This is a genomic window from Shewanella sp. 2_MG-2023, from assembly GCF_030548905.1.
GTDB classification, from domain to species: domain Bacteria; phylum Pseudomonadota; class Gammaproteobacteria; order Enterobacterales; family Shewanellaceae; genus Shewanella; species Shewanella electrodiphila.
Genome location: NZ_JAUOSO010000007.1, coordinates 142,981 through 168,252 on the forward strand (window position 1 = coordinate 142,981; position 25,272 = coordinate 168,252).

A 25,272-nucleotide genomic window follows, 5' to 3' on the forward strand; every position below is an offset into this window, starting at 1 on the left:
ACAACACGATTTGATATTGACGCATAATACAAAACACAACTAGAGCTAGTCGTTCGGTAAGCTTATCGTTATAAAGGGAATTTTATACGTGCATCATTTTTCGCTTTCCAAAATCACCTTAGCCACAGCCTTACTGCTATCCGGTCAAAGCGCTCAGGCCAATATCGACTTTTTTGATCCCATTGATGGCTACTTTGATGCGGGTGAATACCTTGCAGAAAACGCCTACGGTTTTTTACCTGTGCCTAGCATTATTACTGAACCCTCTGTTGGCACAGGTTTACTATTGATGGGGATTTTCCTCCATGAGACGCCCGAACAAACTGAGCTACGCCAGCAAGTCGCGAAAGAGTCAGTGGATGGCGGTGCCCAGCTCCTTACACCCGGTATTTCGGCAGCGGGAATTGGCGCTACCGATAATGGCTCAAAGTTTGGCTTTTTAGGCCACCGTGAAACCTGGAAGCAGGATCATATTCGCTATCTTGTCGGGGGTGGCTATGGCGATGTAAATATGAACTTTTATAGCCAATCTGACTTTGGCCAAGATTTATCCTTAGATCTAAATATGCAAGGCTATGGTCTGATGCAAAAACTGCAATTTAGGCTATTTGATAGTTCAGTATTTCTAGGTGTCACCCAAAAATTTGCCCAGGTCGATTTAGCCAGCAATAAAGACACTTCATTATTACCGCCAGAGTTAGTCGATCGCCTCACTGACATAATCGATCTTTCCCCTACCGTGTCATCCCTTGGCGCCGTGCTGCAATACGACAGCTTAAATAACTTTTTTATGCCCACCAGCGGTTATGACTACACCTTAGAATACGACTGGTTTAATACTGCCATCGGCAGTGATTACGACTACCAAACCATCAAAGCTACTGGGATTAACTATTGGCCACTCATAAAAGATGTCACCTTAGGCGTTAAGCTAAATTATCAAACCATCAGCAGTGATGTTCGCTTACCCATCTTCACTTACCCCTATATTGAAATGCGTGGTATTCCGCGAAACCGCTATCAAGGCGAAGCCGTTTCCACCGGCGAAGTTGAACTTATGTGGCGCATAACCCCAAGATGGATGGTGTTATCTTTTGTCGGAGCAGGTCTTGCGGGCAACAGTAATAGCAACATGTGGGACAGCGACAAGCAAACCGCCTATGGCGCTGGTTTTCGCTACACTATAGCAAGGCGTTACGGTCTGCATATGGGGGTTGATGTAGCTAAAGGCCCAGAAGATACTGCATGGTATATCAATGTCGGCACAGGGTTTTAATGTTTGCTGGCTTGAACTGGTCGTTGCTACTGTGATTTCCAAACTTCGTTTGGATTAACGTCGTCGTTCACTCACTTTGAATTGATGTCTCTGAAATTGTGATTTTCAAACTTCGTTTGAAGTAGATCAAAGTCGTGGCGCTTCGCCCACACCAGACTAAAAGGGAGTGAACTGCGACTCCCTCTTAGAACACCCCGCAGCTCCGGCGAAATTTAAACAGCAAAATTTCCAACGGAGAAACATCCAGCTTTTGACGATATTTGTAGCCTGCTTCGACAAGCTGCAAAAATCACTAACGCTTCCGATGGGGCGTCCCTTCCCCTCGAAAGCTAGCTGGCCATCCATGGCCAGACTCACGTAATTTTCTTGCTTACCTCAATTCAAATTCAACATGCAAATAAAAGCAAAAAAAGTATAAACAACTGCCATAAGTTTTTCTTTATCAGTTCTAATTATCCAAGCATCGAAAAAACAAATGAACCTGCGGGCACAAGAAGCCCCCATTGAAATTGCTGAAATGCGTTGAAGAAAATAGCGTGAGCCTGACAGGACGTCAGGCTAGCTTTAGTTGGCCATGGATGGCCTATCTAAAGCGTTAGCTATTTTCGAGTAAGCATGAGGCTTACTCGCTTTGAAAGAGTAATTTCGTTGGGGCGGCTAGGGATGTCGAGAAGGGAAAAGCTGTTGTTTCCCTTTCGTCGGGTGTGGGCGAAGCGCCACGACTTTTAAACTACAGAATGTTGCCAATCAAAATAGATAATAATTCAACCCAATACGGTTATAGTATCCATTAATAATATAATGTAAGTTAATAAAATAATTACATAAAGTATAAACATGGACTTATAGTGGTTTAGTTTGATTAACCCACTAACTTCCTGCTCTTACAATCTTTCAAAGATGAGAACGCGAGATATTATGAGTAGTAAAACCAATACATTTGAGCTTTTTAGATATCAAATTCTACCTGTAGATAGATATTTTCAAGGTGATTTCTTCAATGGAATTCATAATGTTGAGCAACTAATTAAAGAGAAAAACAAATTTTTCTCGGATGCTCTTTTAGGACAAAGTGACTTTTCAAACTCTCGGCATAAAACAATAGTGAAATTATTAATTCATCAAGATGATTTCTTTTTATATCGCATTGCTCACAATAAAAAATTACACAGAGAAACCCGTGACTTCAAAGATGAAGCGATAGATAGCTGGCCTTCGATATTAGTAGCGGTTTGGAATCATCCAAAGAAACAGTATATAGCTGTCCAAAAAAGAACAACCGCATTCGGTGCATGTGAAACAGTAACTAAATTAATATTAGGAAAATTAGAACCCCAATTAACACACTTCCATTTGCGTGCTATCTATGAGCCACTATTTGAAAAGCAACAATTCTGGTCATTACTTGATAAATATCGAGGTAAAATTAAATCTGTTGATTTTGAAATTATTACTCCCAATATGGCGAATATTTCAGGAACATTACCAGAAGACTTAAAGGCATTCGCAAAATGTACAAACTCTACTAGAAACCATTTAAAAATAGAATCAGAGCCTGACTCATCTTTACATCTTGAAGACAATAACGCAGCCCTTAGAGGTTTAGTTGACTATAGTAGTGAAGGAGGTGGTAACATCTCAATTAAGATAGATGGTATAAAAAAACATCATCAAACATCGAGAACAGTCAAAGAAGTGAGCTTGGGTGAAATGGAACTTACTGGTAACGCTGAACAAATTGCGGCTGTATTAAAAGAGTTATTAAAATGACTAGTCATGTAATAAAAACAGCGCTCATAGCTTTAGGAATTGGCTTCATAGCTGAACTAATAAATTCATGGTTCGGCTCTGAGTTTTTACATAAATTTCTTACTCAAAATTTAGTAACTATATTAATTGCACTCCTTGCTATTAATGCAACGACTATGGGCATTGTACTTACTAAAGTTAGGGATATGATCGACTCCAGCGGTGGAGTGGCATGCTTCAAAAATACTAGAGAACAAATGTTACTTTCAATCAAAGAACAAATCGCCTTAATAGTAATTGCTGTTGTTTTATTCAGTATTAAAGACTCTTACCGTATTTATGCTATCGAAAACGCAACGTTACTACTTAATGTACTATCTATAAGTGTTTTTACTTATTCACTTTTAGTTTTATATGACACAGCTAAAAGCGTACTTATAATTATAGATTTCGACTCTTAATTAACAATTTCATCCCCACCTACCATCCACAAAAAAACCAGCCACTTTTCAAGTAGGCTGGTTTTTTAATCGTGATTGTTAAGCCAACGGCTTAACCAACAATTACCCTTGTGGGCGCATCGCTGGGAACAAGATCACGTCACGGATGGTGTGCGTGTTAGTGAATAACATCACTAAACGATCGATACCAATACCTTGACCTGCTGTTGGTGGTAAACCGTGCTCTAGTGCAGTGATGTAGTCTGCATCGTAAAACATCGCTTCGTCATCACCAGCATCTTTTGCATCAACTTGCGCTTTAAAGCGGTTGTCTTGATCTTCTGCATCGTTAAGCTCAGAGAAACCATTTGCAACTTCACGGCCGCCGATAAAGAACTCAAAACGGTCGGTGATGAAGTGGTTGTCGTCGTTACGACGTGCAAGTGGTGAAATATCAGCTGGGTAACCGGTAATGAACGTAGGTTGCATTAACTGTGTCTCAGCGGTTTCACCAAAGATTTCTTCAAGTAGTTGACCACAAGTCCAGAATTTTTCGATAGTCATGCCAATGCTTTTCGCAAGGTTACGCATGAACTCAACGTCTTTAACTTCTTCGTAAGTCATAGACTGAATCGTTTCGTTGTCTGGGTTGTACTTCTTAATCGCATCTAACATGCTTAAACGCGCGTACGGGCCACCAAAGTCAACAGTGTGCTCACCGTATGGAAGTTGTGGAGAACCACAAAGTTCAGTGGCGATTGAACTTAGCATTTCTTCAGTTAGATCCATTAGATCGTTGAAGTCAGCGTAAGCCATATAGAATTCCATCATAGTGAATTCTGGGTTATGACGTGGCGATAAACCTTCGTTACGGAAGTTACGGTTGATTTCGAATACTCGCTCAAAACCACCAACAACTAAGCGCTTAAGGTAAAGCTCTGGTGCAATACGTAAGTACATTGCGATATCTAACGCGTTATGATGCGTTTCGAATGGACGAGCTGAAGCGCCACCTGGGATGCTGTGCATCATTGGGGTTTCAACTTCCATGAACTCTTTCTTCACCATGAAGTTACGGATAGCCGAAACCACTTTTGAACGCATGATGAAGGCTTCACGTGACTCTTCGTTAACGATTAAGTCAACATAACGCTGACGGTAACGAGTTTCTTGGTCAGTTAGGCCGTGGAATTTTTCAGGTAGCGGACGCAATGCTTTAGTGAGCAATTGGTACTGCTCCATGTTCACGTATAAGTCGCCTTTACCAGAAAGGTGAAGCTTACCTGTAACACCAATGATGTCACCGATATCTAAACCTTGGAAAGTCGCTTTTAAATCTTTTTGAACATCTTTACCCGCATATGCTTGGATGCGACCAGATACATCTTGGATAACTAAGAACGGGCCACGTTTAGCCATAACACGACCTGCAATTGAACGCTGAACGTCCATGCCTTCGAGTTCTTCTTTAGTGTGATGACCGTATTCAGCTTGAATATCGGCAGCCTTGTGTTTTCGATCGAAGTTATTTGGGTGACCATTTGCTGGGCAGTTTTCGCGGATGTGGTCTAACTTCGCGCGGCGCTCTGCAATTAACTTGTTTTCGTCTTGAGTTTGTTCAGTCATCTTCTTCTCTCGTTAAAGGCCAGATTTAAGGCTAGCTTCAATAAACTTGTCCAAGTCGCCATCTAAGACGCTTTGGGTATTTCGGTTTTCAACACCAGTACGTAAATCTTTAATACGGGCATCATCAAGTACGTATGAGCGGATTTGGCTGCCCCAACCAATATCTGATTTGGCATCTTCCGCGGCTTGCTTATCAGCATTTTGTTTGAGCATTTCTAGCTCAAACAGTTTAGCTTTTAATTGTTTCATTGCAGCGTCACGGTTCTTATGTTGCGAACGGTCATTTTGACACTGCACGACGGTGTTCGTCGGTAAATGGGTAATACGAATTGCAGATTCGGTTTTGTTGACGTGTTGTCCACCCGCACCCGACGCACGGTAGGTATCGACACGCAAATCCGATGGATTGATATCAATCTCGATTGAATCATCAATTTCTGGATACACAAACACTGAGCAAAATGAAGTATGACGCTTACCTGACGAGTCAAATGGTGACTTACGCACTAAACGGTGAACACCGGTTTCTGTGCGCAGTGAACCAAAAGCATATTCGCCATTAAACTTGATGGTTGCGCCTTTAATACCGGCAACATCACCATCGGTAACTTCCATTAGTTCAGGTTTGTAATCATGGGCTTCACCCCAACGTAAATACATACGTAGGATCATGTTAGCCCAGTCCTGAGCTTCGGTGCCGCCAGAACCTGATTGGATATCTAAATAACAGTTTGCTGCATCATGAGGGCCTGAGAACATACGACGGAACTCAAGTTCCTCTAAACGCTTCTCAAGATCTTCTAATTCAGTGCTGGCATCATTAAAGGTTTCTTCATCGTCTTCTTCAACGGCAAGTTCAACCAGTCCTTCAATATCTTCAAGACCACTGTCCATATCATCGATGGTTTTCACCACAGCTTCTAATGATGAACGTTCTTTACCTAAGGCTTGGGCGTTATCTGGATCGTTCCATACTTCGGCACTTTCAAGCTCTCTTGTGACTTCTTCTAAACGCTCTTGCTTAGCAGCGTAGTCAAAGATACCCCCGAAGAAGTTCGGTGCGGTCAGCGAGTTCCTTGATTTTGAATTTAACTGGGTTTACTTCAAACATGATTATTTCTACTTTAATGGAAATTTAGATTGCTGCAAACCGAGTATTCTAACCTATAGCAAGCGCTAAACCTAGGGGCAAGCACCCTCGTTTTAGTGACTTTTTATCACTTTATTGGTCTGTGCTAACTATCGGTTTAGATACGAGTATAAGGACAGCTATAAGTAGAGGTATAAGCAACTGTGTAAGTATCGGTTAACAAGAAACCTAGCTTTTACGCTTATCACCTTCTAAAAGTCGCTCAATAGTAGATATTTACTGACATAAAAAAGACGACTCAACATTGTGAGTCGTCTTAATGGAGCGGGATTAAATTAACGTTTAAGTTAGCCCTAATAATAACCTTGTCATTAAGCCTGTCATTAAGCCTTTTTTAGACCTTAAATTGACTTACTAACGTCGATAAATAATCACCAGAACTTGCCACTGAAGTACTCACCTCAGCTGCTTGCTGACTCGATGATAGCAACTCATTGACGATCTCTTGTACCGAGGTGATATTACGATTAATTTCTTCAGTCACTGAGCTTTGCTCTGTTGCGGCCGTAGCAATCTGAGTACTCATGTCGTTAATACTGGTCACCGATGAGGTCACAGCACCTAAACTTTCAGATATCGCTTTCGATGAATCCACCGAACGTATACCACTTTTCTGGCTTTGCTCCATCGCGTCAACCGCTTGGCCGACTAACTTATGCAGTTCAGATAGCATTTCATTAATCTCAACGGTACTGGCTTGGGTTCGACTGGCTAAGCTACGCACCTCATCAGCAACTACCGCAAAGCCGCGACCTTGTTCGCCAGCCCTTGCAGCTTCAATGGCTGCATTTAATGCCAGTAAATTGGTTTGCTCAGCAATGCCGCCAATAACTGTCAGCACTGAATTAATTTTTTTAGACTGCTCACTTAGCGAACTAATATTCTCTGCAGCGCCATCTATTTGCTTCATTAACAGCGAGACTTCATTTAATGAGATATCGACACAATCTTGTGCTTTAAGGACAAAGTCAGATGCGACATCTGTTGCCTCAGCCACACTGTTGGTGTTTTGCGCCACGTCATTTGCCGTAGCTGACATTTCAGTAATCGCTGTAACGATTTGATCGACTTCGCTGTTATGGCTATACAACTGATTTGAAATCGTCACAGTTTGATCGTTAATAGTTTTAGCCGCACCTTTGACTTCATCAGTGGCGCCGGATACTTCAGTAATAATTGCTTGGAGTTTTTCGACAAACAAATTAAATGCGATGCCCAATTGCGCAATTTCGTCATGGCCATTGATCGCTAAACGTTGAGTTAAATCCCCGTCACCGCTCGCAATGTCATTCAGTGAGTTAGCCATATTTTGGATCGGTTGCACCATTCGATGTGCAATTACCACCAGGGCTGATGCGGTTATCACGCCTAATATTGAGGTAATCAACAAAAAGAACATCACACTTTTGTTCATCTCTTCTTGTTGTAAGACCTGAAATTTTTCTATCACACCTTCAATATCATCAATATAAGCGCCCGAACCTAACATCCAATTGGTATTCGGGATCATTACTGCATAACCAAGTTTTTCAGTTAACCCTTGGGTATTTGGCTTTTGATAATAGTAGGAAAAATTACCTTCACCCGATTTAGCAGCATTAAGCAAACCAACAATGATTTTAGTGCCATTGGGGTCGGCCATATCAATTTTATTCTGCCCTTCTAGCTGTGGCTGCATCGGGTGAAAAATATTGACCCCTGCATCATCATAGATAAAAAAGTAACCCGCACTACCAAAGCGCAAATCTCTCAAAGCTTGATTCACATTACCTTGTGGGCCTAAATTAATTTGGTACTCAACAACGCCTTGAGCTATTTCAACAGCTTCTTTGAGCTGATTTTTGCGTTCTAACACTAACTCATGTCGAAAATCTTTAATGTCATTATTAAGAGACTGCTGTTCGCTAATATAAAACAGCACTAACACAACGGTGAGAATAACAATTAATGGAATAAGAGAAAGCGCAAGAAGCTTATTTCGAAGAGATAACCGCAACATATAACTTACCTTTAAAAGTGATAACCTTTGAAGTATATATGTCATATTCAGAGTTGTTACATGAATATGACAATAACCGTAAGCTGATCACAAACATATCTTAATTGTGATACAAATTAGAAAAGTCTTAACAAGAAATCACTAATAACATTATTCCCACGCGCTTTTTTAGCTTATTTTTGTCGATAGGTTAGCAAGTTTTCTCCCAGTAAATCCTTTACAAAGTTGCCTTCTAAAGTGAGTGGAGATAACACACCTCCCTCAAAATGAGACCTCGACCAGACACACGTTTTTTATTAACCGCTTTAGCGCACATAACAAACTTGAATGTGAAGCCGACTGCAAAAATAAACACCGCCTATCTCACTTCATTCTGTTCAGAACTAAATCAGTATATTTTGTAGTACTAATAAAAGGCTAATAAAGCCAATGATAAATTAAACAAGGCCTACAAGATGATTACACTCAAAATAGACGGCAAATCTTTGTCGGTTAATCGTGACAGGAATCTTCTCCAAGCTGCACATGATGCTGGCATTATCATTCCTAGCTTATGCGACCCAAGCCAAGCAAGTTCAGCCCCTAATCCTGATAAACAAGATTGCGATCTTTGTGTGGTCGACATTAAAAATAATGACGGTAGCTGTCGTAAAGTAAAAGCCTGTAAAACCCTCGTTGCCGACAACATGCAAGTCACTACCCAAACGGCTGAATTAAGCGAGCTACGACGCAATGCGTTAACCCATATTTTGTCTGATCATTTTGCTGACTGTGAAGCGCCCTGTCAGCAAGCCTGTCCTGCCGGCGTTGATATTCAAAGTTATCTATTTCATATCGCTCAAGGTAATCACACCGAAGCGGTAAAAGTAATTAAACAAACCTTGCCACTGCCGTTATCTATTGGCCGTGTGTGCCCTGCTTTTTGTGAAGCTGAATGTCGCCGTGGATTAGTCGATGAGCCCGTGGCGATTCGCCAATTAAAGCGCCATGCAGCTGACTTAGATTTAGCTGATGAACACAGCTACCAAATTGAGCGCAAACCCGATACAGGCAAAAAAGTAGCCATTATCGGTAGTGGTCCAGCGGGCTTAAGTGCGGGTTACTTTTTAGCAAACCAAGGCCATAACGTCAGTATTATTGAGTCTATGCCCCAGGCTGGCGGCTGGCTACGTTATGGCATTCCTGAGTATCGTTTACCGAAAGATATACTCGATAAAGAAATTGCCTTACTGACTGATAATGGCCTTAACATTCAAACCAATACTCGCCTCGGCGAAGATGTTCACTTAAAGCAACTCACTGACGATTTTGATGCGGTTTGTTTAGCTATTGGTGCGCAAAAAGCGGTACCGATGAATTACCTTGGTAGCGATCTCAAAGGCTGTTATTTGGGCGTTGATTATTTACGTGATTACTGCACTGACAAAAGTTATGCCGTAGGTAAAAAAGTTGCCGTAATTGGTGGCGGAAATACCGCGATTGATTGCGCGCGCACCGCAGTGCGAGCAGGCCATGATGTCACCTTAATCTATCGCCGTACTCGTGATGCTATGCCTGCAGAGCCCTATGAAGTACATGAAGCTGAAGTTGAAGGGGTTAAATTTCACTTTTTGACCAACCCAGTTAAAAACATCAGCGATGAAAATGGTCAAGTTAACGCGATAGAGCTTGCAACAATGGTATTAGGCGAGCCAGACAGCTCAGGACGTCGCTCGCCAAAAGCCAGTGGCGAAACCTTTATCGAAGCGTTTGATACTGTTATCGCAGCTGTGTCGCAAACACCAGACATGAGCTTTTTAGAGCACCCTGACAGCTATCTAACCAGTGGCGAAATCGCTTTAAGCCGCTGGAATACCTTTATTGGATGCGAACACACCATGTCTGCGGGGGTTGAAAAATTATTTGTTATTGGTGACTCACGCACTGGCCCAGCAACGGCTGTTGCTGCAATTGGTGATGGCCGTAAGGCCGCGATTGCTATTGATAAGTTGCTGCACCAAGGTTTAAGTTGTGAATTAACCCCACAGCAGTTTAATGCGACTAAAGCCGCAAAAACCAATTCTTTAAGCGCTGAATTATACCCAAATACGCAAGCAGAACCGCGCTATAAAATGGCTGAACTCACTGCTATCCAACGCCAACTTAACTTCAATGAAGTTGAACAAGGCTTTGAGCACACTGAGGCGATGAAAGAAGCGGCTCGTTGTCTTGAGTGTGCTTGTCAGGCCAATACCGATTGTAAGCTGCGTGACTATGCCACTGAATATCATGTTGATGCTAAAGCACTCGACACCAGCAAGATGCAGCAATTTTCAGTAGATAAAACCAGTCCGTTTATTCAGTTTGATGCCAACCGCTGTATTAGCTGCGGCAAGTGTGTTGATATCTGTGGTCAGCAGAGCGGTCATAATGCGATAAAGTTTGAACAAGACAGCTTCCAAGCTTTACCAAACAGTCACGATACTGAACGCCAAGCGCCAAGAGTTGGTTTTAATGTCACCATGGCTGACAGTGATTGTGTTCAATGTGGTAACTGCGTGCAAGTTTGTCCCACAGGCGCATTAGTTGATGCCCGCGATAAACGCCAAGGCTCAACTGAAGAGTTAAACACCACTTCAACCATTTGTACTTATTGCGGTGTGGGTTGTCGCATTAATGTCAGTGTGTCGCCAACAACAGGCAAAATTTGCCATGTTGAAGGCAGCAATGATTCAGATGTGAATGAGGGGATGCTGTGTGTTAAAGGTCGTTTTGGCTATGACTTTATTCAAAGTGAGCAACGCTTAACCACGCCGCTTATGCGTAAAAATGGTGAGTTAATCCCTTGCAGTTGGGATGAAGCCATCGACACGATTGCAGATAAGTTAACCCAAATAAAAGCCAACAAAGGCGGCGATGCCATTGCCACCTTAGCCTCTGCAAAAGCCACTAATGAAGATAATTATTTACTGCAAAAATTTGTTCGTAGCATATTAGGGACTAACAACGTCGATCATTGTGCGCGTTTATGTCACGCCAGCACAGTATCGGCGCTGCAACAAAGTCTAGGTAGCGGCGCGATGACAGGCGATATTCCTGGGATCAAAGAATCTGATTTAATCTTTATTTTGGGTTCAGACACCTGTAATGCTCACCCGATTATTGCCTCGAAGATCAAACAAGCGATCCGCCATCACGGTGCACGTTTAATGGTGGCCGATCCTAAACGCGTGTCGATTGCCGATGAAGCACAGCTTTATGTGGCGCAAAAGCCTGGCAGTGATGTGGCGTTAATCAACGCGATTATGGCTGAGATAATTCGCAACGACTGGCATGACAAAGCATATATTGCACAGCACACAGAAGGTTTTGAGGCTGTTATCGATACTGTGATGCGCCCTGAATATACCTTAGAAACTGCAGCGAAAGTCTGCGGCATCAGCGCTGATAACATTGCCAAAATGGCCAAATTAATCGGTACGGCAGAGAAAACTGCTATTTACTATGCCATGGGGATAACCCAGCATACTTCAGGCCATGACAATGTTACTGCCATTGCTAACTTGCAAATGCTCTGTGGCAATATTGGTAAAGCGGGTGCTGGTATTAACCCACTTCGGGGTCAAAGCAATGTGCAAGGCGCTTGTGATATGGGGGCGTTGCCACAATATTACACTGGCTATCAAAAAGTGGATAACCCAGCGGTACAAGCTAAATTTGAACAACACTGGAACACGACTCTTTCGCCTAATGTCGGCTTAACGGCTACCGAGGTGATGCATGCAATCAGTCACGATCAAGTGGATGCGTTATATGTGATGGGTGAAAACCCAGTGCTTAGCGATCCCGACCAAGCACACGTATTAGAAGCACTGGAAAAAATCCCATTCTTAGTGGTGCAAGATATTTTCTTAACCGAAACTGCCCAGTTAGCGGATATTGTTTTACCAGCAGCATCATTTGCTGAAAAACTAGGTCACTTCACTAATACTGAGCGCCGAGTACAGCGCTTACAACCTGTATTAACTCCACCAGGTCTTGCCAAGCAAGATTGGAAAATCATCCATGCTATTGCCAATAAAATGGGCGCTAATTGGGATTACGCTAACGAGCAAGCCATCACTGACGAGATAAACCAAGTGACCCCGCAGTATCAAGGGATCACATGGGACAGACTCAACAATGATGACCAAGGCAAACCAAGCAAAGGCATTCAGTGGCCGTGTGCCAATCAGCAACACCCAGGCACCAGAGTATTACATCAAACTGCGCCTATTAAAGGTAAAGGCTTGTTTACGGCAGTCACCCACCGCAGTCCTGCTGAAACCACCTGTGATGAATACCCATTAGTGTTATCCACTGGGCGCTTATTGGAGCAGTTCCACACAGGCACTTTGAGTCGTAAAACCCAAGGGTTAGATATATTAGGTACGCCAAGAGTGATGATGTCGGTGTTTGATGCTGAGCAATTGGGCGTCAGTAATGGCGATATGTTAAAACTGTCTACCCGACGTGGCGAGTTGGAAATTGCAGCGTTCGTGACTAAGCGTGCTCAAGCTGGGGTGCTATTTTTGCCGTTCCACTTTGCTGAAGCCGCAGCGAACAAGCTCACTATTAATGCGATTGACCCTGTGGCTAAAATCCCAGAGTTTAAAGTGTGTGCAGTTAAAGCTGAGTTAGCTCAAGCTCAAGTTGCACGAGCGGTATAAGCTTTCAGGTGACAAAACGGTAGCACTTGGAAATAAATAGTGATTTGAAGTTAAAAGGACTTTAAAAGCTGTGGTAGCCATATTTTACTGGCGACCACAGCTTCACTTTATCAAGCTTTAATCGCCAGCTTTTTAACATCGGGCGCCTAGAGGTAAACCCTCTTGGTATACCTATACAACTAAACAAACATTAGTGAACAAGCAGAACTAAACAAGCTGTACTAAACGAACATCAGTGAACAGCTATTAGTGAACAAGCTGCACTAAACAATCTGTGCTAGACAAGTATTGTTCCAACCGCTAGCAATAAAAATAATCCCGCTGTCACTCTTCTTATCGCTGTCAAAGGTAACTTGTCAGCCGACAACTTACCGATGAGCACCACAGGAACATTGGCAATCAGCATGCCGATCGTCGTCCCTAATATCACCATCAATAATGCATCGGCATATTGCGCCCCTAAAATCGATGTCGCGATTTGGGTTTTATCACCGATTTCAGCAATAAAGAATGCAATAAAGCTGGCGACAAAGGGGCCACGATTGGAAATTTTTTCGTCATCATCGAGCTTGTCAGGAATAAGCACCCAAGCGGCCATAGCAAGAAAACTGATGCTAACCACCCAAGTTAATACTTGTGGGGTTAAGTAGTCTGCGATCACAACACCAAGGTAAGCCGCTAATGCATGATTGGCTATGGTCGCTAAAAAAATAGCAGCAATAATGGGGATTGGTTTTCGGTATCGACTCGCAAGCAGTAGCGATAAAAGCTGAGTTTTATCTCCGATTTCTGCTAGAGCAACGGTCGTTATGGATATGGCTAAAACGCTCAAAAAGGTCTCTTATAGAGGTGGGGATTATGTTTAACCTAAGACAACGCTCACTCCCCACCTCGGGTTGTGATCATTGTCTATGGTCTCACTAAATTTTTCAGTCAACGACAATTAACCATCATTGAGCTAGGAATGAAATCTTGAACGCCATGATGATTTTGCATCAATTATGTTGACGAACAAACCGACTCAGTAATGTGAGCGGCAAGTTACTCCCCAAAGACAGCGGCAGTGTAAAGATTGTCAGTATCTTTTGCAAGAGTCGCAATTACGGTAAATAAGATAATTGTGATGTAACGTCACTATGTCACTCTCGCTCAAAAATGGCCTTGCGACATTGATTTAGTTTGATAGCCAAGGTAAGTTACCAAAATACTTTGATAATCAAACTAAGGTGTCATTTTGAATTTTGCAGTCGAGCATCATCACGATTTTAATGCCCAGAAAAGTTCAGGGGAGAAAAGAACCCTTTACGTATTAATACTCACAGTCACAGCCATGGTGGTTGAGATTATTGCTGGTACGGTTTTTGGTTCGATGGCACTACTAGCTGATGGTTGGCACATGGGCACCCATGCCGCCGCTTTTTGTATTACCTTGTTTGCTTATCGTTATGCACGCAAGCATGCTCACAGTGATAAGTTTTCTTTTGGGCCTGGTAAAGTCAGCGTGTTGGGCGGCTATACCAGTGCTATTGTCCTTGGTGTTGTGGCATTACTGATGATAGTTGAATCGGTAAGTCGACTATTTAATCCTCATACGATTCAATTTAATGAGGCTATCATTGTGGCCTTTATCGGCTTGGCCGTGAATGTCGCCAGTATATTTTTATTGGGTGACCACCACCATCATGATCACGACGGGCACTCACACGGGCACTCTCATGAGCATTCACATGAACAGGCTGATAAGCTCTCGCACAAACACTGCCATGAAAAAAATCATCACAATAGCCACTCACATGACCATAGCAAAACAGATGAGCATTCCCATGAACATTCTCATGGACACTCTCATGAAAATGGCGAAAAACATCATGACCATAATTTACGCGCAGCCTACATGCACGTAATGGCTGATGCGCTCACGTCGGTATTAGCGATTGTTGCATTGGTGTTCGGTAAGTTTTATGGCTGGCATTGGTTAGATGCTGTTATGGGAATAGTCGGCGCACTTGTGATTACTAAATGGACCATAGGCTTGATGAAGCAAACCAGTCCTATTTTATTAGATGAGAATATTAATGAGGAATATCGCCAGTCAATTAAAGCGGCCTTAGCACCTTATGCTGAAGTAAAAGATCTCCATATTTGGAAAATCAGTGGTCATCATTATTCAGCAGCAATTACCTTAGTGTCGACAAAAAATGATATTTCAATCGATGAATATAAGACCTTGCTGAGTCAATTTGATAAAATCAATCATCTGACACTTGAAGTTCATCCATTACCTGATCAAATGACTGATCAGATGGCTTAATCCAATGACTAATCCAATGACTAATTAAATGGCTAATTAACTAAGTCGATTAACTAGGTCGATTAACTAAGCTGATTAAGCCTGCCAATTGAGCGAATAGATTGAATGTATTTATGAGTTATCACATGAACGATATTGAAAAGCTGAATCAAACCATTACTGAATTTTATGACAAAATGTCTTCTTGGGAGCAATCCGTTGTAAAGGAAACGGGTTACTCGTTGGCACAAACTCATACGATTGAAGTGCTTGGTATTCACGGTGCCTTAAGAATGAAAGAGCTTGCCCAAAAGCTTGGTATTACAACAGGCACCTTAACAGTTCAAGTGGATAAGTTGGTCAGTCTTAATCTGGTTGAACGCTGTGCTCACCCTGAGGATGGCCGCTCAACGGTTATCAAACTCACTGATGCTGGTGATAAAATTCATCGACAGCACAACCAGTTGCACCTTGACTTAATGAACGACTTAACTCGTCATGTTGCCCCTGAACAAGCAACTGTATTACTGGCATGCTTAGAGAAAATGAATCAAGAATTTTAAGGCTATAGCAATAGAAAAATCGACTATAGCCCCAGAGATAAAAGATTTGGCGGGATTCAAATAAGCACTATAAAAAGCTCACCAAGGCGCCAGTCACAGCAAAACCTAACACCAACAACACAATGTTTGGTTTACATGTTTTAAGCACCGCAAAACCCGTTAACACCAATGCCATATCAAGCGGTTCTACCACTGCTGAAGTAAATACAGGGCTATACAGCGCGGCAAACAATAAGCCGACAACGGCAGCATTTACCCCAGAAATGGCGCCTGAAATTGCTGGCCTTTCACTAATGGCATGCCAGCTTTTTAAGCCCACTAGCATTAATAAGAAACCTGGTACAAATATCGCTATCGTAGCAACCAGTGCGCCGAGTATCGGCTGCTCTAACCATAAGTCAGCCCCTAAAAAAGTGGCTAAAGTGAACATTGGGCCAGGTACCGCTTGCGCCAGCGCATAACCCGTTAGAAAGCGATCTGAGCTGACCATTTCACCCACATTGGCTTCAAGTAATGGCAGCACAACATGCCCGCCACCAAAAACTAAACTGCCCACTTGATAAAACTGCGCAAAAACCTGACCTAAAGTGCCCGTTTGGTTAATAAAGTAAAAGCTCGCCAGTAGACCAACAATAAATATTGAAAGCCATGCATAGTTCAATTTAATCGGCGTGTTATCTGGGGTAATATTCGCGCCTTTAGTCAGTACCATCACACCGATAATCGCTGCTATCAGTAACACCACAATTTGGGTTAGTAATGACGGGAACAACATAATACTTACTGCTGTGCCAACCATGAGCACTCGCGCTGTTTTACGCTGACAGAACTGACCAAACATGCCGAGGGTGGCATCTGCAACGACAACGACAGCTAATAATTTAAGACCATGTATCACACCAGAAACAACTTGGGTTTCTAGCCAGTGAGCACTGGTTACAGCAAGCAGAAAGAGTAAAACAAAAGAAGGTAAGGTAAAGCCAACAAATGCAGCAACCGCCCCCGCAAGACCACCACGGTGGTATCCGATAGCAAAACCAACCTGACTGGAACCAGGTCCTGGCATAAATTGGCTTAACGCCACTAAACTGCCATAACGTTTATCATCAAGCCAGTTCAGCTCATTAACAAAGGTCTGTCTAAAATAGCCAATATGTGCAGCTGGGCCGCCAAAGCTAATAAAACCTAATGCTAAGAATCGAGTAAAAATCTGCCACATAATTAAACTACTTCCATATCGCTTAAATACTGTTTTGCATCAGTACAACGGCGACAGACTTTATAAGGGTGAGCTAGATAAAGTCAGTGCGATTGAGACTAAAGATGCTTTCACGCTAATTATATGACAGTTTAATTTAACTTTTATGACATAGAGATAATCAATTTAATCTTTAAGATTCATTAGCGCGTTTTCACAAAGCTGTTTTAATTGACGCAATTGCTCTGCATCACCACCCACTTTACAACGCATTAATTCAGGAATGCTTTTCGCTTGTTGGTGTAAGGCTTTGCCCGCTTCTGTGAGATGCAGTACGCGAACACGTTCATCGTCTTTATTACGATCACGAATAACCAATGCTTTAGTTTCTAATCGTTTTAATAACGGCGTTAAGGTTCCTGAATCTAAATGCAGTTTTTCACCTAATGTTTTCACGCTAATGCCCGACTCTTTCCACAACACCATCATCACTAAATATTGTGGGTAAGTCAGAGATAATTGATCAAGCAAGGGACGGTAAGCTCGAATGAGCGCATTCGTTGCACTGTACATAGCAAAACAAACTTGATTCTCTAACGCCAAGGGATCCATTTTCTGACTCATGGTGACTCCTTTCTCGATAAAATGAATGATACAAACCTATGGCGCTATCTTAACATATTTAATTGCGCACAAGTTAATATCCAGATTGTCGAATTATCAAAAAATAGTCTATAGTTTTTCCAGTTTCAGCCGATAACAAAATACTGCTATCTACATGTCGTATTGTATAGCCGCAACTTATGAGTGAATACCCATGTCTTTATCTATCAATGCACCATCATCAATGCCAACTAATATTGATTCTGGCAGTAGTTTAAAAGTGGCTGTGATGGCTAAAAACCAACAAAAAGTGGAAGGACAAATGGCAATGCAGTTAATTGAAGCTGCACAACCTGAGCCTCAACCTGTTGGCAATGCTGGACACATCATCAACACCAAAGCGTAAGTTGAATGAATACTCCCGCTTTAAAACAGTACTAATAAACACTGAATACGCTATGATTTGTTCTATGAGTTATTTAGAACAGGATGTTGATAACAATGTTGACACCAATGCAAACAATTATGCGTATTCAGACTTCACGACTTTCAACTCTCGCTTTTTCAATTTTATTTTTATCGTGCTCAGTTAATGCATCTGACGCCGTCTCCCCCGCTTTTGATTGTCAAAAGGCCAAAAGCCAAGTTGAAGTGTTAATTTGTCAGGACAATCAACTTGCCAAGCTAGATATGCAAATCAATGCAACATATCAAAAAGTGATCAATCAAATTAGCAGCGAAGAAATAGCCCATGTGAAGGCTTTTCAGCGAGGTTGGATTAAAGGTCGCGATGATTGCTGGAAAGCGGAACAAATTAAGCAATGCGTGCAATCGTCTTATGAAACACGATTAACTGAATTACAAATTGCTGCAGGTGAATTTGAAGTACCTGAACCCATTCAATATGAATGCGGCCTTGAAGCAAATGATACGTTAACCAAAGTAACGGCATATTTTTATAATGACACAGCAATTCCCGCAGCAATGCTCACGGTTTCGCCTACATCCGATTATATTAACGCGACGAATTTAGCCTTGTTAACCCGCACGGCATCAGGGGCAAAGTATCAAGGGCAAAACTTTAGCTTTTGGACTCATCAAAGTGAAGCGACTTTCAGCCAATATGCGCAAGCCGATCTCAACTGCAAATCACATTAATATCACCCCGAGATAAAACCAAAAACCATAAAACAAAAAACCATGTCATATGACATGGTTTTCATTGTTATTCTACAGAAACGCTGTTGCGATAAGTGGTTAATTTAAAATAGTGTAACCACGATTAGCCATACAATTACGTACTACGGTTTCTTTTTCTGCCTGATAATTTGCTTCGTTTGCGCGTCTATCACGTGAGCCACCCAGTAAGCCAGAAACAACACCAACACCTGCGCCGATTTTAGCACCGTCAGAACCACTGCCACCTGCAATCGCAGTACCTGCAGCGCCTACAGCTGCACCTTTAGCAGCACTGCTTACCACGCCACGAGAGTTGCTATTTTTTTGCACTTGCTGTGACATTTCAGTGCATTGATGCTCGTCATACACAAAGTCTTTATCGTCTACGCCTGTTTTATCATAAATGATATTTGCGCTTGCAGAGAAAGCAAAAAAAGTCAGTGAAACCAGTAATAATTTTTTCATTTGAATGCCTCAAGCGGAAATTAATGTCGTCACATTGCAATTGTTATCATTCGCAATGTCATTGATATTGATATTGTATAGCCTACCTTAATTTTAGCGTAAAAAAGGAATATCACCTTTTACGAATGGAATAATGGTAAATGACACAAGGTTTACTCCACTTAATCTCACAAATATAGCTCACAAATATATTACATAAAGCTATATTTCAAACACAAAAATCAGATTTTAAGCATAAAAAAAGCAGCGTTATTAGCTGCTTTTTATCATCAATAACGCTGATGAGCTTATTAATTTAGCTTACTACTTTCATAAGTGTGGCACATCTGTTGAGCTTGTTCTTCGTTATACTCACGTAGTCCGCTTAACACTAAGGTTTTCACTCCACTGCCGATCACTTTGCCTTCGCTTTTTAATGCAAATTGCAATGTCACATCACCACGCTTACCGTTAATCTCCATGTGCTGCTCTACTAACTCTAAGCTCATTTCAGTGAACTCAAACGTGTCTAAATGAAACGACATGCTTTCGTATATCACTAATGGTCGCGTTGGATTAATCATCATGCCGTATTCTTTCATCATAGGCACCAACACATGAATAAAGTTAAGCCCAGAAAAAGCCACATAACTTTTAATAAAAGCCGCAGTTTGCACATCACACTGACAAACTTCGCCTTGGCGTTCGATGTGTAAATACTCTTTACCTTTGGTATCACAGATACTGAACTTCTCGCCTGCATCTTTATCTAGCTCAAGCTCGATGCCATCGCCAACCATACCGGCAAATTTAAACTGCATGTTTTGGCTTAAACCAAACTCAGTTAACACTAAGGCAAATAACAAATCACCAGGGACACAAAAACGTTTGGCACCGACATTATGAATAGGGTTAAAGTCTTCAGCGACGTGTTTTGCAAAGTCACTCGCTTGTTGGGCTGAAATAAACACGCTCTGATCTTGCTTGGCATAATAAGGTGACAAAAACATATACATCCATTCTTAAATCGTGAAAGAAATCCCTCTCTCGTCGAGCTGGGCTTTTTTTATTTGCACCGAGTGTACTAGAAAAATCCCAAAACACTCAGCCGATGACTCATTTAACAACATTAAAGTTAATGATTGACCGAAAACATAATGTGACCTTGATCGCATCCATCTTAATCCAAAGCTCAAAAGCAGCGCAATCGTTAATCACAGTTAAGTAAATGTTGATTTTAATGTTCATTTAAGTAAACTTCACGACAATTAAGATACAAATAGAAACAATTGCTATTTGCATTTTACTTACAAGTCGTCTTTGGAGAACCGTATGACCCAGCGCAACAGCCTTCGTATCAGCATTCTAGCTAGTGCTCTATTAACTACTTTTGCAGCATCCGCTGCTGAAAACGCCACAATGGAGCAAATCTCCATTTTTGGTAGTTCAAATCCTGTTAACAATGTGCCTGGTAGTGCCCATGTTATCAACGACGTTGAAATAGAGAATTTTAAGTACACAGATATTATGCGTACGTTAGCATCTGTACCTGGTGTGTACATTCAAGAGGAAGACGGCTACGGCTTGCGTCCTAACATTGGGATGCGTGGTACTGGTCAAAATCGTTCTGAGAAGATTACTGTGATGGAAGATGGTGTTTTAGCGGCTCCAGCTCCTTACGCTTCACCTGCTGCTTATTACTTCCCGACATCAGGAAGAATGCAGACAGTAGAAGTAATGAAAGGTGGCTCTACGCTTAAATATGGTCCTCGTACTACTGGCGGTATTATTAATATGATTTCTCGCCAAATCCCTCAAGAAGAATTATCGGGTGGAATCGATGTTGCTGCAGGGCAAGATGGCTTTGCTAAATTACATGCTCATGCTGGCGGACAAGGTGAGCGAGTTGGCGCAGTTGCCGAAGTTTATCGTTATCAAGCAGATGGTTTCCGCGATATTAATGGTGTCGGCGGTGATACCGGTTTTACCAAGAATGATGCATTAGCAAAAATTAGCATCGACAGTAGCGAAGATGCAAAGTATCAACAACGTGTTGAGCTAAAATTAAAGTACTCAGATGAAGTCTCAAATGAAACTTATATGGGCTTAACCGAAGAAGACTATAACAGCAGTCCTTTTACTCGTTACTCTGCATCGCAAAAAGATGAAATGACGACTGATCATAAACAGATCCAGTTGAACCATATTATTGATTTCAGTGACACTGTGACATTAGCAACAACTGCTTATTACAATAACTTTGCTCGTAACTGGTATAAAACCTCAAAGGTTGATGGTCAAAGCTTAAATAGCGGCGGAATAGAAGCTGCTGCAGATTTTGACCGAGCTCCGGCTTCTTCATCACCTATTGATGTTCAAGTTAAGGCAAACAACCGTGAGTACTTATCTCAAGGCATTCAAACTGAATTAAATTGGTTGCTAGGTGATCATGAATTGTCATTTGGCGCTCGTTATCACGAAGATGAAATGGATCGTTTCCAGTGGGTTGATACTTACGAGCTCAATAATAACCAAGTGATGTCACTAACTGACAGCGGCACGCCCGGTACTGACTCAAACCGTATCGATAGTGCTGAAGCGTTTGCACTTTATGTTCAAGACCAAATTACTTTAGGTGATTTAGCCATTACTGCGGGCCTTCGTTATGAAGATGTGACGACTCAACGTCGTGATTGGGGTAAAACAAATCCAGGCCGTGAAGGTGCGCCAGATAAAGATATCAGTAACAGCTTTGATGTTTTATTACCATCAGTAGCAGCAACTTATCAGATCACTGAAGATTTAATTGTGCTTGCTGGTGTACAGAAAGGTTTCGCACCTTCAGCGCCTGGTAATGATGATGGTGAAGAGGAAGAAAGCTGGAACTACGAAGCTGGTCTTCGTTACCACACTGGCGCATTAAGTTCAGAAGCAATTGTGTTTTACAGTGACTACAGCAACATGCACGGTAACTGTACCGCTGCGCAAGGTTGTGATGATGACAACATTGGCAATCAGTACAATGCAGGTGAAGTTGAAGTCACAGGCTTAGAACTGAGCTTAGGTTATGAGTTTAATCAAACGGGCGAAATATCATTCCCTGTTAAAATGGCATACACCTACACCAGTGCAGAGTTCCAAAACAGCTTTAGCTCAGATTTTGAATCATGGGGCGATGTAGAAAAAGGTGACGAACTTCCTTACCTTCCTGAAAACCAACTATTTGTCTCTGCAGGTGTACAAGCAGAATCATGGCAAGTAACGATTGCCGGCCGTTACACGTCAGATATGCGCACAGTAGCTGGTCAAGGAACAATTCCATCAGAGCAGTTAATTGCTGACAAAACCATTGTAGATTTATCTGCACGCTACTTTATTAATGATGCATCAGAAGTCTACTTAACCGTGGATAACTTATTTGATGAAACCTATATGACAACCCGTATTCATGGCTCTATCTTCTCAGGTAAGCCACAGACTGCGACTGTAGGTTATAACTACAAGTTCTAACAAACTTATGAGTTAATCAGCCAAAGCCAGCTTAATCGCTGGCTTTTTTTGTGGCTAACAATTTTGATAATACAGGCGTATTAAAAACAACACGCTTACGATCAAAAAGGGTTCACCAGTGATAGTGAACCCTTTTATACATTAATTTGAGCGATGAACTTATAACAAAGACTCTTTAGTTAGCCTAGTTAATGATTTTTTGCCACCAAGAACGTTCTTCACCGCAATTATCAATTGGCTGATAGCTGTCAATGCGGGCTGGCATGGCAACGACATTGTCACAATCAGATTGCTTTGCTACACCGGTAGTTCTATCGAAATAACCTTGGGTAATACCATTGGCAGGAGTCATTCTTAACCCTAAAGGCGGACGATTGTTCAAGAAGGCTTGGTAAACCGCCATAGCGCCGCTGGAACCATATAAGCCTGTCTTAGAGTTATCATCTTGACCAACCCAAATCGCGGCAACGTTTCTTTCATCAAAGCCTGCAAACCATGAGTCACGGCTATCGTTACTGGTACCCGTTTTACCCGCTAAATCAACATTTGGGAAAGCGCGTCCTAAACGTTTTGCCGTACCATCTTTTACCACTTGATTCATAGCATATTGCACCAGGTAATCGGTTGCTGGCTCCATTCCTTGTGTGGCACTTTCTCGGCTCACTTTCAAAGGTTGATTGTTGCTATCTAATACCGCCGTAATCGAGGTCAAAGGACGGTATCGGCCATTATTTGCAATCGTTTGAAATGCTTGTGCCACCATATACGGCGAGCCATTAATCGCACCTAATAACATTGACGGATAACGCGGTATAGCCTCACTCCAACCCGCATCTGCCATAGTTTTAGCCACATTATCCACACCGACTTCAATACCCACATTGACCGTTGGTACATTCATTGAGTTTTTAAAAGCCGTCAATAATGGTACTTCGTCTCTAAAGACTCTATCCACATTTTGCGGTGACCAAGTTTTACCCTGGCCATTTTGCAAAGTAATCGGTTTATCAGCCACAGGTGATGCCAAGTTGTATTTACTGCCTTGCTGAAGCGCCGTAGCGTAAACAAACGGTTTAACCAGAGAGCCAATCGGGCGTCGAATTTCTACCGCACGGTTAAAGCCATCAAAGCTTGGCACTCTATCACCGACCATTGCCGCGATACCGTCAGTATATTTGTCGGTGACAACCATGCCGACCTGCACATTTTTGGCACGTTCATCTAACGTCTTCATGGTCGAAACAACTGCTTTTTCAGCCGCGTCTTGCGCCATAGGATCAAGTGTGGTGTAAACCTTTACCCCAGATTGCTGCAATAAACTGTCACCATAACGACGGCGCAGTTCATTTTTCACTACCGCAAAGAAAGCAGGTAACTTCTGATGTACTGACTTATTAAAGTCACGTAAACCAATGGGCGATTCAACCGCCGCTTTATACTGTTCAACAGTGAGTTTGTCGTCTTCCATTAGTAAGCGCAGTACCAAGTCGCGACGATTCTGAGCACGCTCTGGCGAGCGCCACGGATTGTAATAAGATGGCCCTTTAATCGCAGCGATCAAAAATGCTTGCTGCGATACAGTCAACTCGGCAATTGGACGACCAAAATAGAATTGCGAAGCCAAGCCCATACCATGCACGCCGCGAGACTTATCTTGCCCCATATAAACTTCATTTAAATACGCTTCAAGAATTTCATCTTTGCTATAACGAAAATCAATAATGATCGCCATTAAGGCTTCACGAATTTTTCGCACGATGGAACGCTCACTGGTCAAAAAGAAGTTTTTAGCCAACTGCTGAGTTAATGTCGAGCCGCCTTGAACTGTGCGCCCTGCGGTGATGTTAACGATCGCGGCGCGCGCGATCGCAAAAGGGTTGACCCCGTGATGCTCATAAAAACTGCGATCTTCTACCAGTATTAATGCATCAACAATGGCTTGGGGCATTGCTTCTGTTGGCACAAATAAACGATCTTCGCCCCCAGAAGCTAATATTCTATCTAATAATACTGGCTCTAAATGGAACACTGCCATCTGGCGTTTATCAGACATGCGCTGAACAGCTGAGACACCTTGGCTATCGAATGAAATCATCACTCGCTGTGCAACTTGATCGCCTTCTGGATGCAAAAATGGTCGACGCCATAACTCGATTTTTGTGCTCGACGCTGAAAACTCGCCCACTTGTCTCGGATTAGCAACTTTGCGATATCCCAGTAACTTAAGTTCAGACATTAATTGTGGATGGTTAATCGCTGCGCCGGGATAAATGGCCATTGAGCGACTAAAAACCTGTGCAGGTAAATGCCACTTTTGCCCTTCAAACTTACGCGCAATGATTTGGTCTAAGTAAATGCCATAGGAGCTCACAATCACTAAACCAATCAAGGCTATTTTCCAGAAGAATGACCAAAATACCTTCCATTTAGAGCGAGGTTTCTTTTTCACATTAACACGTTTTACACCTGACTTTTTAGCGGGTGCTTTTTTTGCTGTGGTCTTTTTAGGCGCTGCTTTTTTTACTGCAGGTTTTTTCTTATTATCAGTCATATTTGG

General features: G+C 42.2%; 18 protein-coding genes. 9 read left to right on the forward strand and 9 right to left on the reverse strand.

The window, feature by feature from the left end:
- Positions 1-88: 88 nt before the first annotated feature.
- From Q4600_RS09205 to Q4600_RS09215, 3 genes are all read left to right on the forward strand, one after another.
- On the forward strand, positions 89-1,276 hold the full coding sequence (locus Q4600_RS09205) for a BamA/TamA family outer membrane protein (RefSeq protein ID WP_303515556.1): 1,188 nt from the start codon (positions 89-91) through the stop codon (positions 1,274-1,276).
- A 918-nt stretch (positions 1,277-2,194) separates the two neighbouring features.
- A complete protein-coding gene (locus Q4600_RS09210; protein WP_303515558.1) occupies positions 2,195-3,046 on the forward strand; it encodes a hypothetical protein in 852 nt (283 codons plus the stop codon).
- Entirely contained in the window at positions 3,043-3,486 is a 444-nt protein-coding gene (locus tag Q4600_RS09215) for a hypothetical protein (RefSeq protein WP_303515560.1), read from the forward strand. Before Q4600_RS09210 ends, Q4600_RS09215 begins: the two co-directional genes overlap by 4 nt.
- Positions 3,487-3,588: 102 nt before the next feature.
- Here Q4600_RS09215 and lysS read toward each other — a convergent pair whose 3' ends face one another.
- The 3 genes from lysS to Q4600_RS09230 all read right to left on the reverse strand — a co-directional run bounded on the left by lysS (position 3,589) and on the right by Q4600_RS09230 (position 8,240).
- Positions 3,589-5,091, reverse strand: a complete 1,503-nt coding sequence (lysS, locus tag Q4600_RS09220) for a lysine--tRNA ligase (RefSeq protein WP_229371221.1) — start codon at positions 5,089-5,091, stop codon at positions 3,589-3,591.
- 12 nt (positions 5,092-5,103) lie between these two features.
- Positions 5,104-6,202, reverse strand: a protein-coding gene (gene prfB / locus Q4600_RS09225; RefSeq protein ID WP_198589602.1) for a peptide chain release factor 2 whose coding sequence is annotated in 2 segments (ribosomal slippage) — positions 5,104-6,126 and positions 6,128-6,202 — 1,098 coding nt in all. Because the reading frame shifts where the segments join, the coding sequence is not laid out codon by codon here.
- 373 nt (positions 6,203-6,575) lie between these two features.
- On the reverse strand, positions 6,576-8,240 hold the full coding sequence (locus tag Q4600_RS09230) for a methyl-accepting chemotaxis protein (protein ID WP_102529256.1): 1,665 nt from the start codon (positions 8,238-8,240) through the stop codon (positions 6,576-6,578).
- Between the two features lie 455 nt (positions 8,241-8,695).
- Between Q4600_RS09230 and fdhF the strand changes: the two genes are divergently transcribed.
- On the forward strand, positions 8,696-12,928 hold the full coding sequence (gene fdhF / locus Q4600_RS09235) for a formate dehydrogenase subunit alpha (RefSeq protein WP_303515566.1): 4,233 nt from the start codon (positions 8,696-8,698) through the stop codon (positions 12,926-12,928).
- Positions 12,929-13,205: 277 nt separating this feature from the next.
- Here the strand turns inward: fdhF and Q4600_RS09240 are convergent, their stop codons facing one another.
- The gene (locus Q4600_RS09240) at positions 13,206-13,760 is read right to left on the reverse strand and encodes a TMEM165/GDT1 family protein (protein WP_102529254.1); all 555 of its coding nucleotides are present in this window, start codon (positions 13,758-13,760) and stop codon (positions 13,206-13,208) included.
- Positions 13,761-14,162: 402 nt separating this feature from the next.
- Here Q4600_RS09240 and Q4600_RS09245 point away from each other — a divergent pair, with 402 nt between their 5' ends.
- Both Q4600_RS09245 and Q4600_RS09250 read left to right on the forward strand, forming a co-directional pair.
- Positions 14,163-15,239: a cation diffusion facilitator family transporter gene (locus tag Q4600_RS09245; protein WP_303515571.1), complete on the forward strand. Its 1,077-nt coding sequence runs from the start codon at positions 14,163-14,165 to the stop codon at positions 15,237-15,239.
- 125 nt (positions 15,240-15,364) lie between these two features.
- Entirely contained in the window at positions 15,365-15,781 is a 417-nt protein-coding gene (locus tag Q4600_RS09250; protein WP_102529252.1) for a MarR family winged helix-turn-helix transcriptional regulator, read from the forward strand.
- A gap of 67 nt (positions 15,782-15,848) precedes the next feature.
- On the opposite strand, the gene chrA is transcribed toward Q4600_RS09250, so the two are convergent.
- Together chrA and Q4600_RS09260 are read right to left on the reverse strand one after the other, a co-directional pair.
- Positions 15,849-17,000, reverse strand: a complete 1,152-nt coding sequence (chrA, locus tag Q4600_RS09255) for a chromate efflux transporter (protein WP_303515575.1) — start codon at positions 16,998-17,000, stop codon at positions 15,849-15,851.
- A 165-nt stretch (positions 17,001-17,165) separates the two neighbouring features.
- Positions 17,166-17,603, reverse strand: coding sequence for a MarR family winged helix-turn-helix transcriptional regulator (locus Q4600_RS09260; protein ID WP_303515577.1), 438 nt, complete (start codon positions 17,601-17,603; stop codon positions 17,166-17,168).
- 193 nt (positions 17,604-17,796) lie between these two features.
- Here Q4600_RS09260 and Q4600_RS09265 point away from each other — a divergent pair, with 193 nt between their 5' ends.
- Positions 17,797-17,988 (forward strand): cytoplasmic protein, encoded by a 192-nt coding sequence (locus Q4600_RS09265; RefSeq protein ID WP_102529249.1) that lies wholly within the window; start codon positions 17,797-17,799, stop codon positions 17,986-17,988.
- Between the two features lie 95 nt (positions 17,989-18,083).
- Entirely contained in the window at positions 18,084-18,740 is a 657-nt protein-coding gene (locus Q4600_RS09270; protein ID WP_157936236.1) for a lysozyme inhibitor LprI family protein, read from the forward strand.
- A 99-nt stretch (positions 18,741-18,839) separates the two neighbouring features.
- Here the strand turns inward: Q4600_RS09270 and Q4600_RS09275 are convergent, their stop codons facing one another.
- On the reverse strand, positions 18,840-19,226 hold the full coding sequence (locus Q4600_RS09275) for an RNA polymerase subunit sigma (RefSeq protein ID WP_102529247.1): 387 nt from the start codon (positions 19,224-19,226) through the stop codon (positions 18,840-18,842).
- Between the two features lie 290 nt (positions 19,227-19,516).
- Complete coding sequence (locus tag Q4600_RS09280) at positions 19,517-20,215, reverse strand: DUF3581 domain-containing protein (RefSeq protein ID WP_102529246.1); 699 nt, start codon at positions 20,213-20,215, stop codon at positions 19,517-19,519.
- A gap of 322 nt (positions 20,216-20,537) precedes the next feature.
- Here Q4600_RS09280 and Q4600_RS09285 point away from each other — a divergent pair, with 322 nt between their 5' ends.
- Complete coding sequence (locus tag Q4600_RS09285) at positions 20,538-22,715, forward strand: TonB-dependent receptor (RefSeq protein ID WP_303515580.1); 2,178 nt, start codon at positions 20,538-20,540, stop codon at positions 22,713-22,715.
- A 184-nt stretch (positions 22,716-22,899) separates the two neighbouring features.
- Here Q4600_RS09285 and mrcB read toward each other — a convergent pair whose 3' ends face one another.
- On the reverse strand, positions 22,900-25,266 hold the full coding sequence (gene mrcB / locus Q4600_RS09290; RefSeq protein WP_303515582.1) for a penicillin-binding protein 1B: 2,367 nt from the start codon (positions 25,264-25,266) through the stop codon (positions 22,900-22,902).
- Positions 25,267-25,272 lie beyond the last annotated feature (6 nt).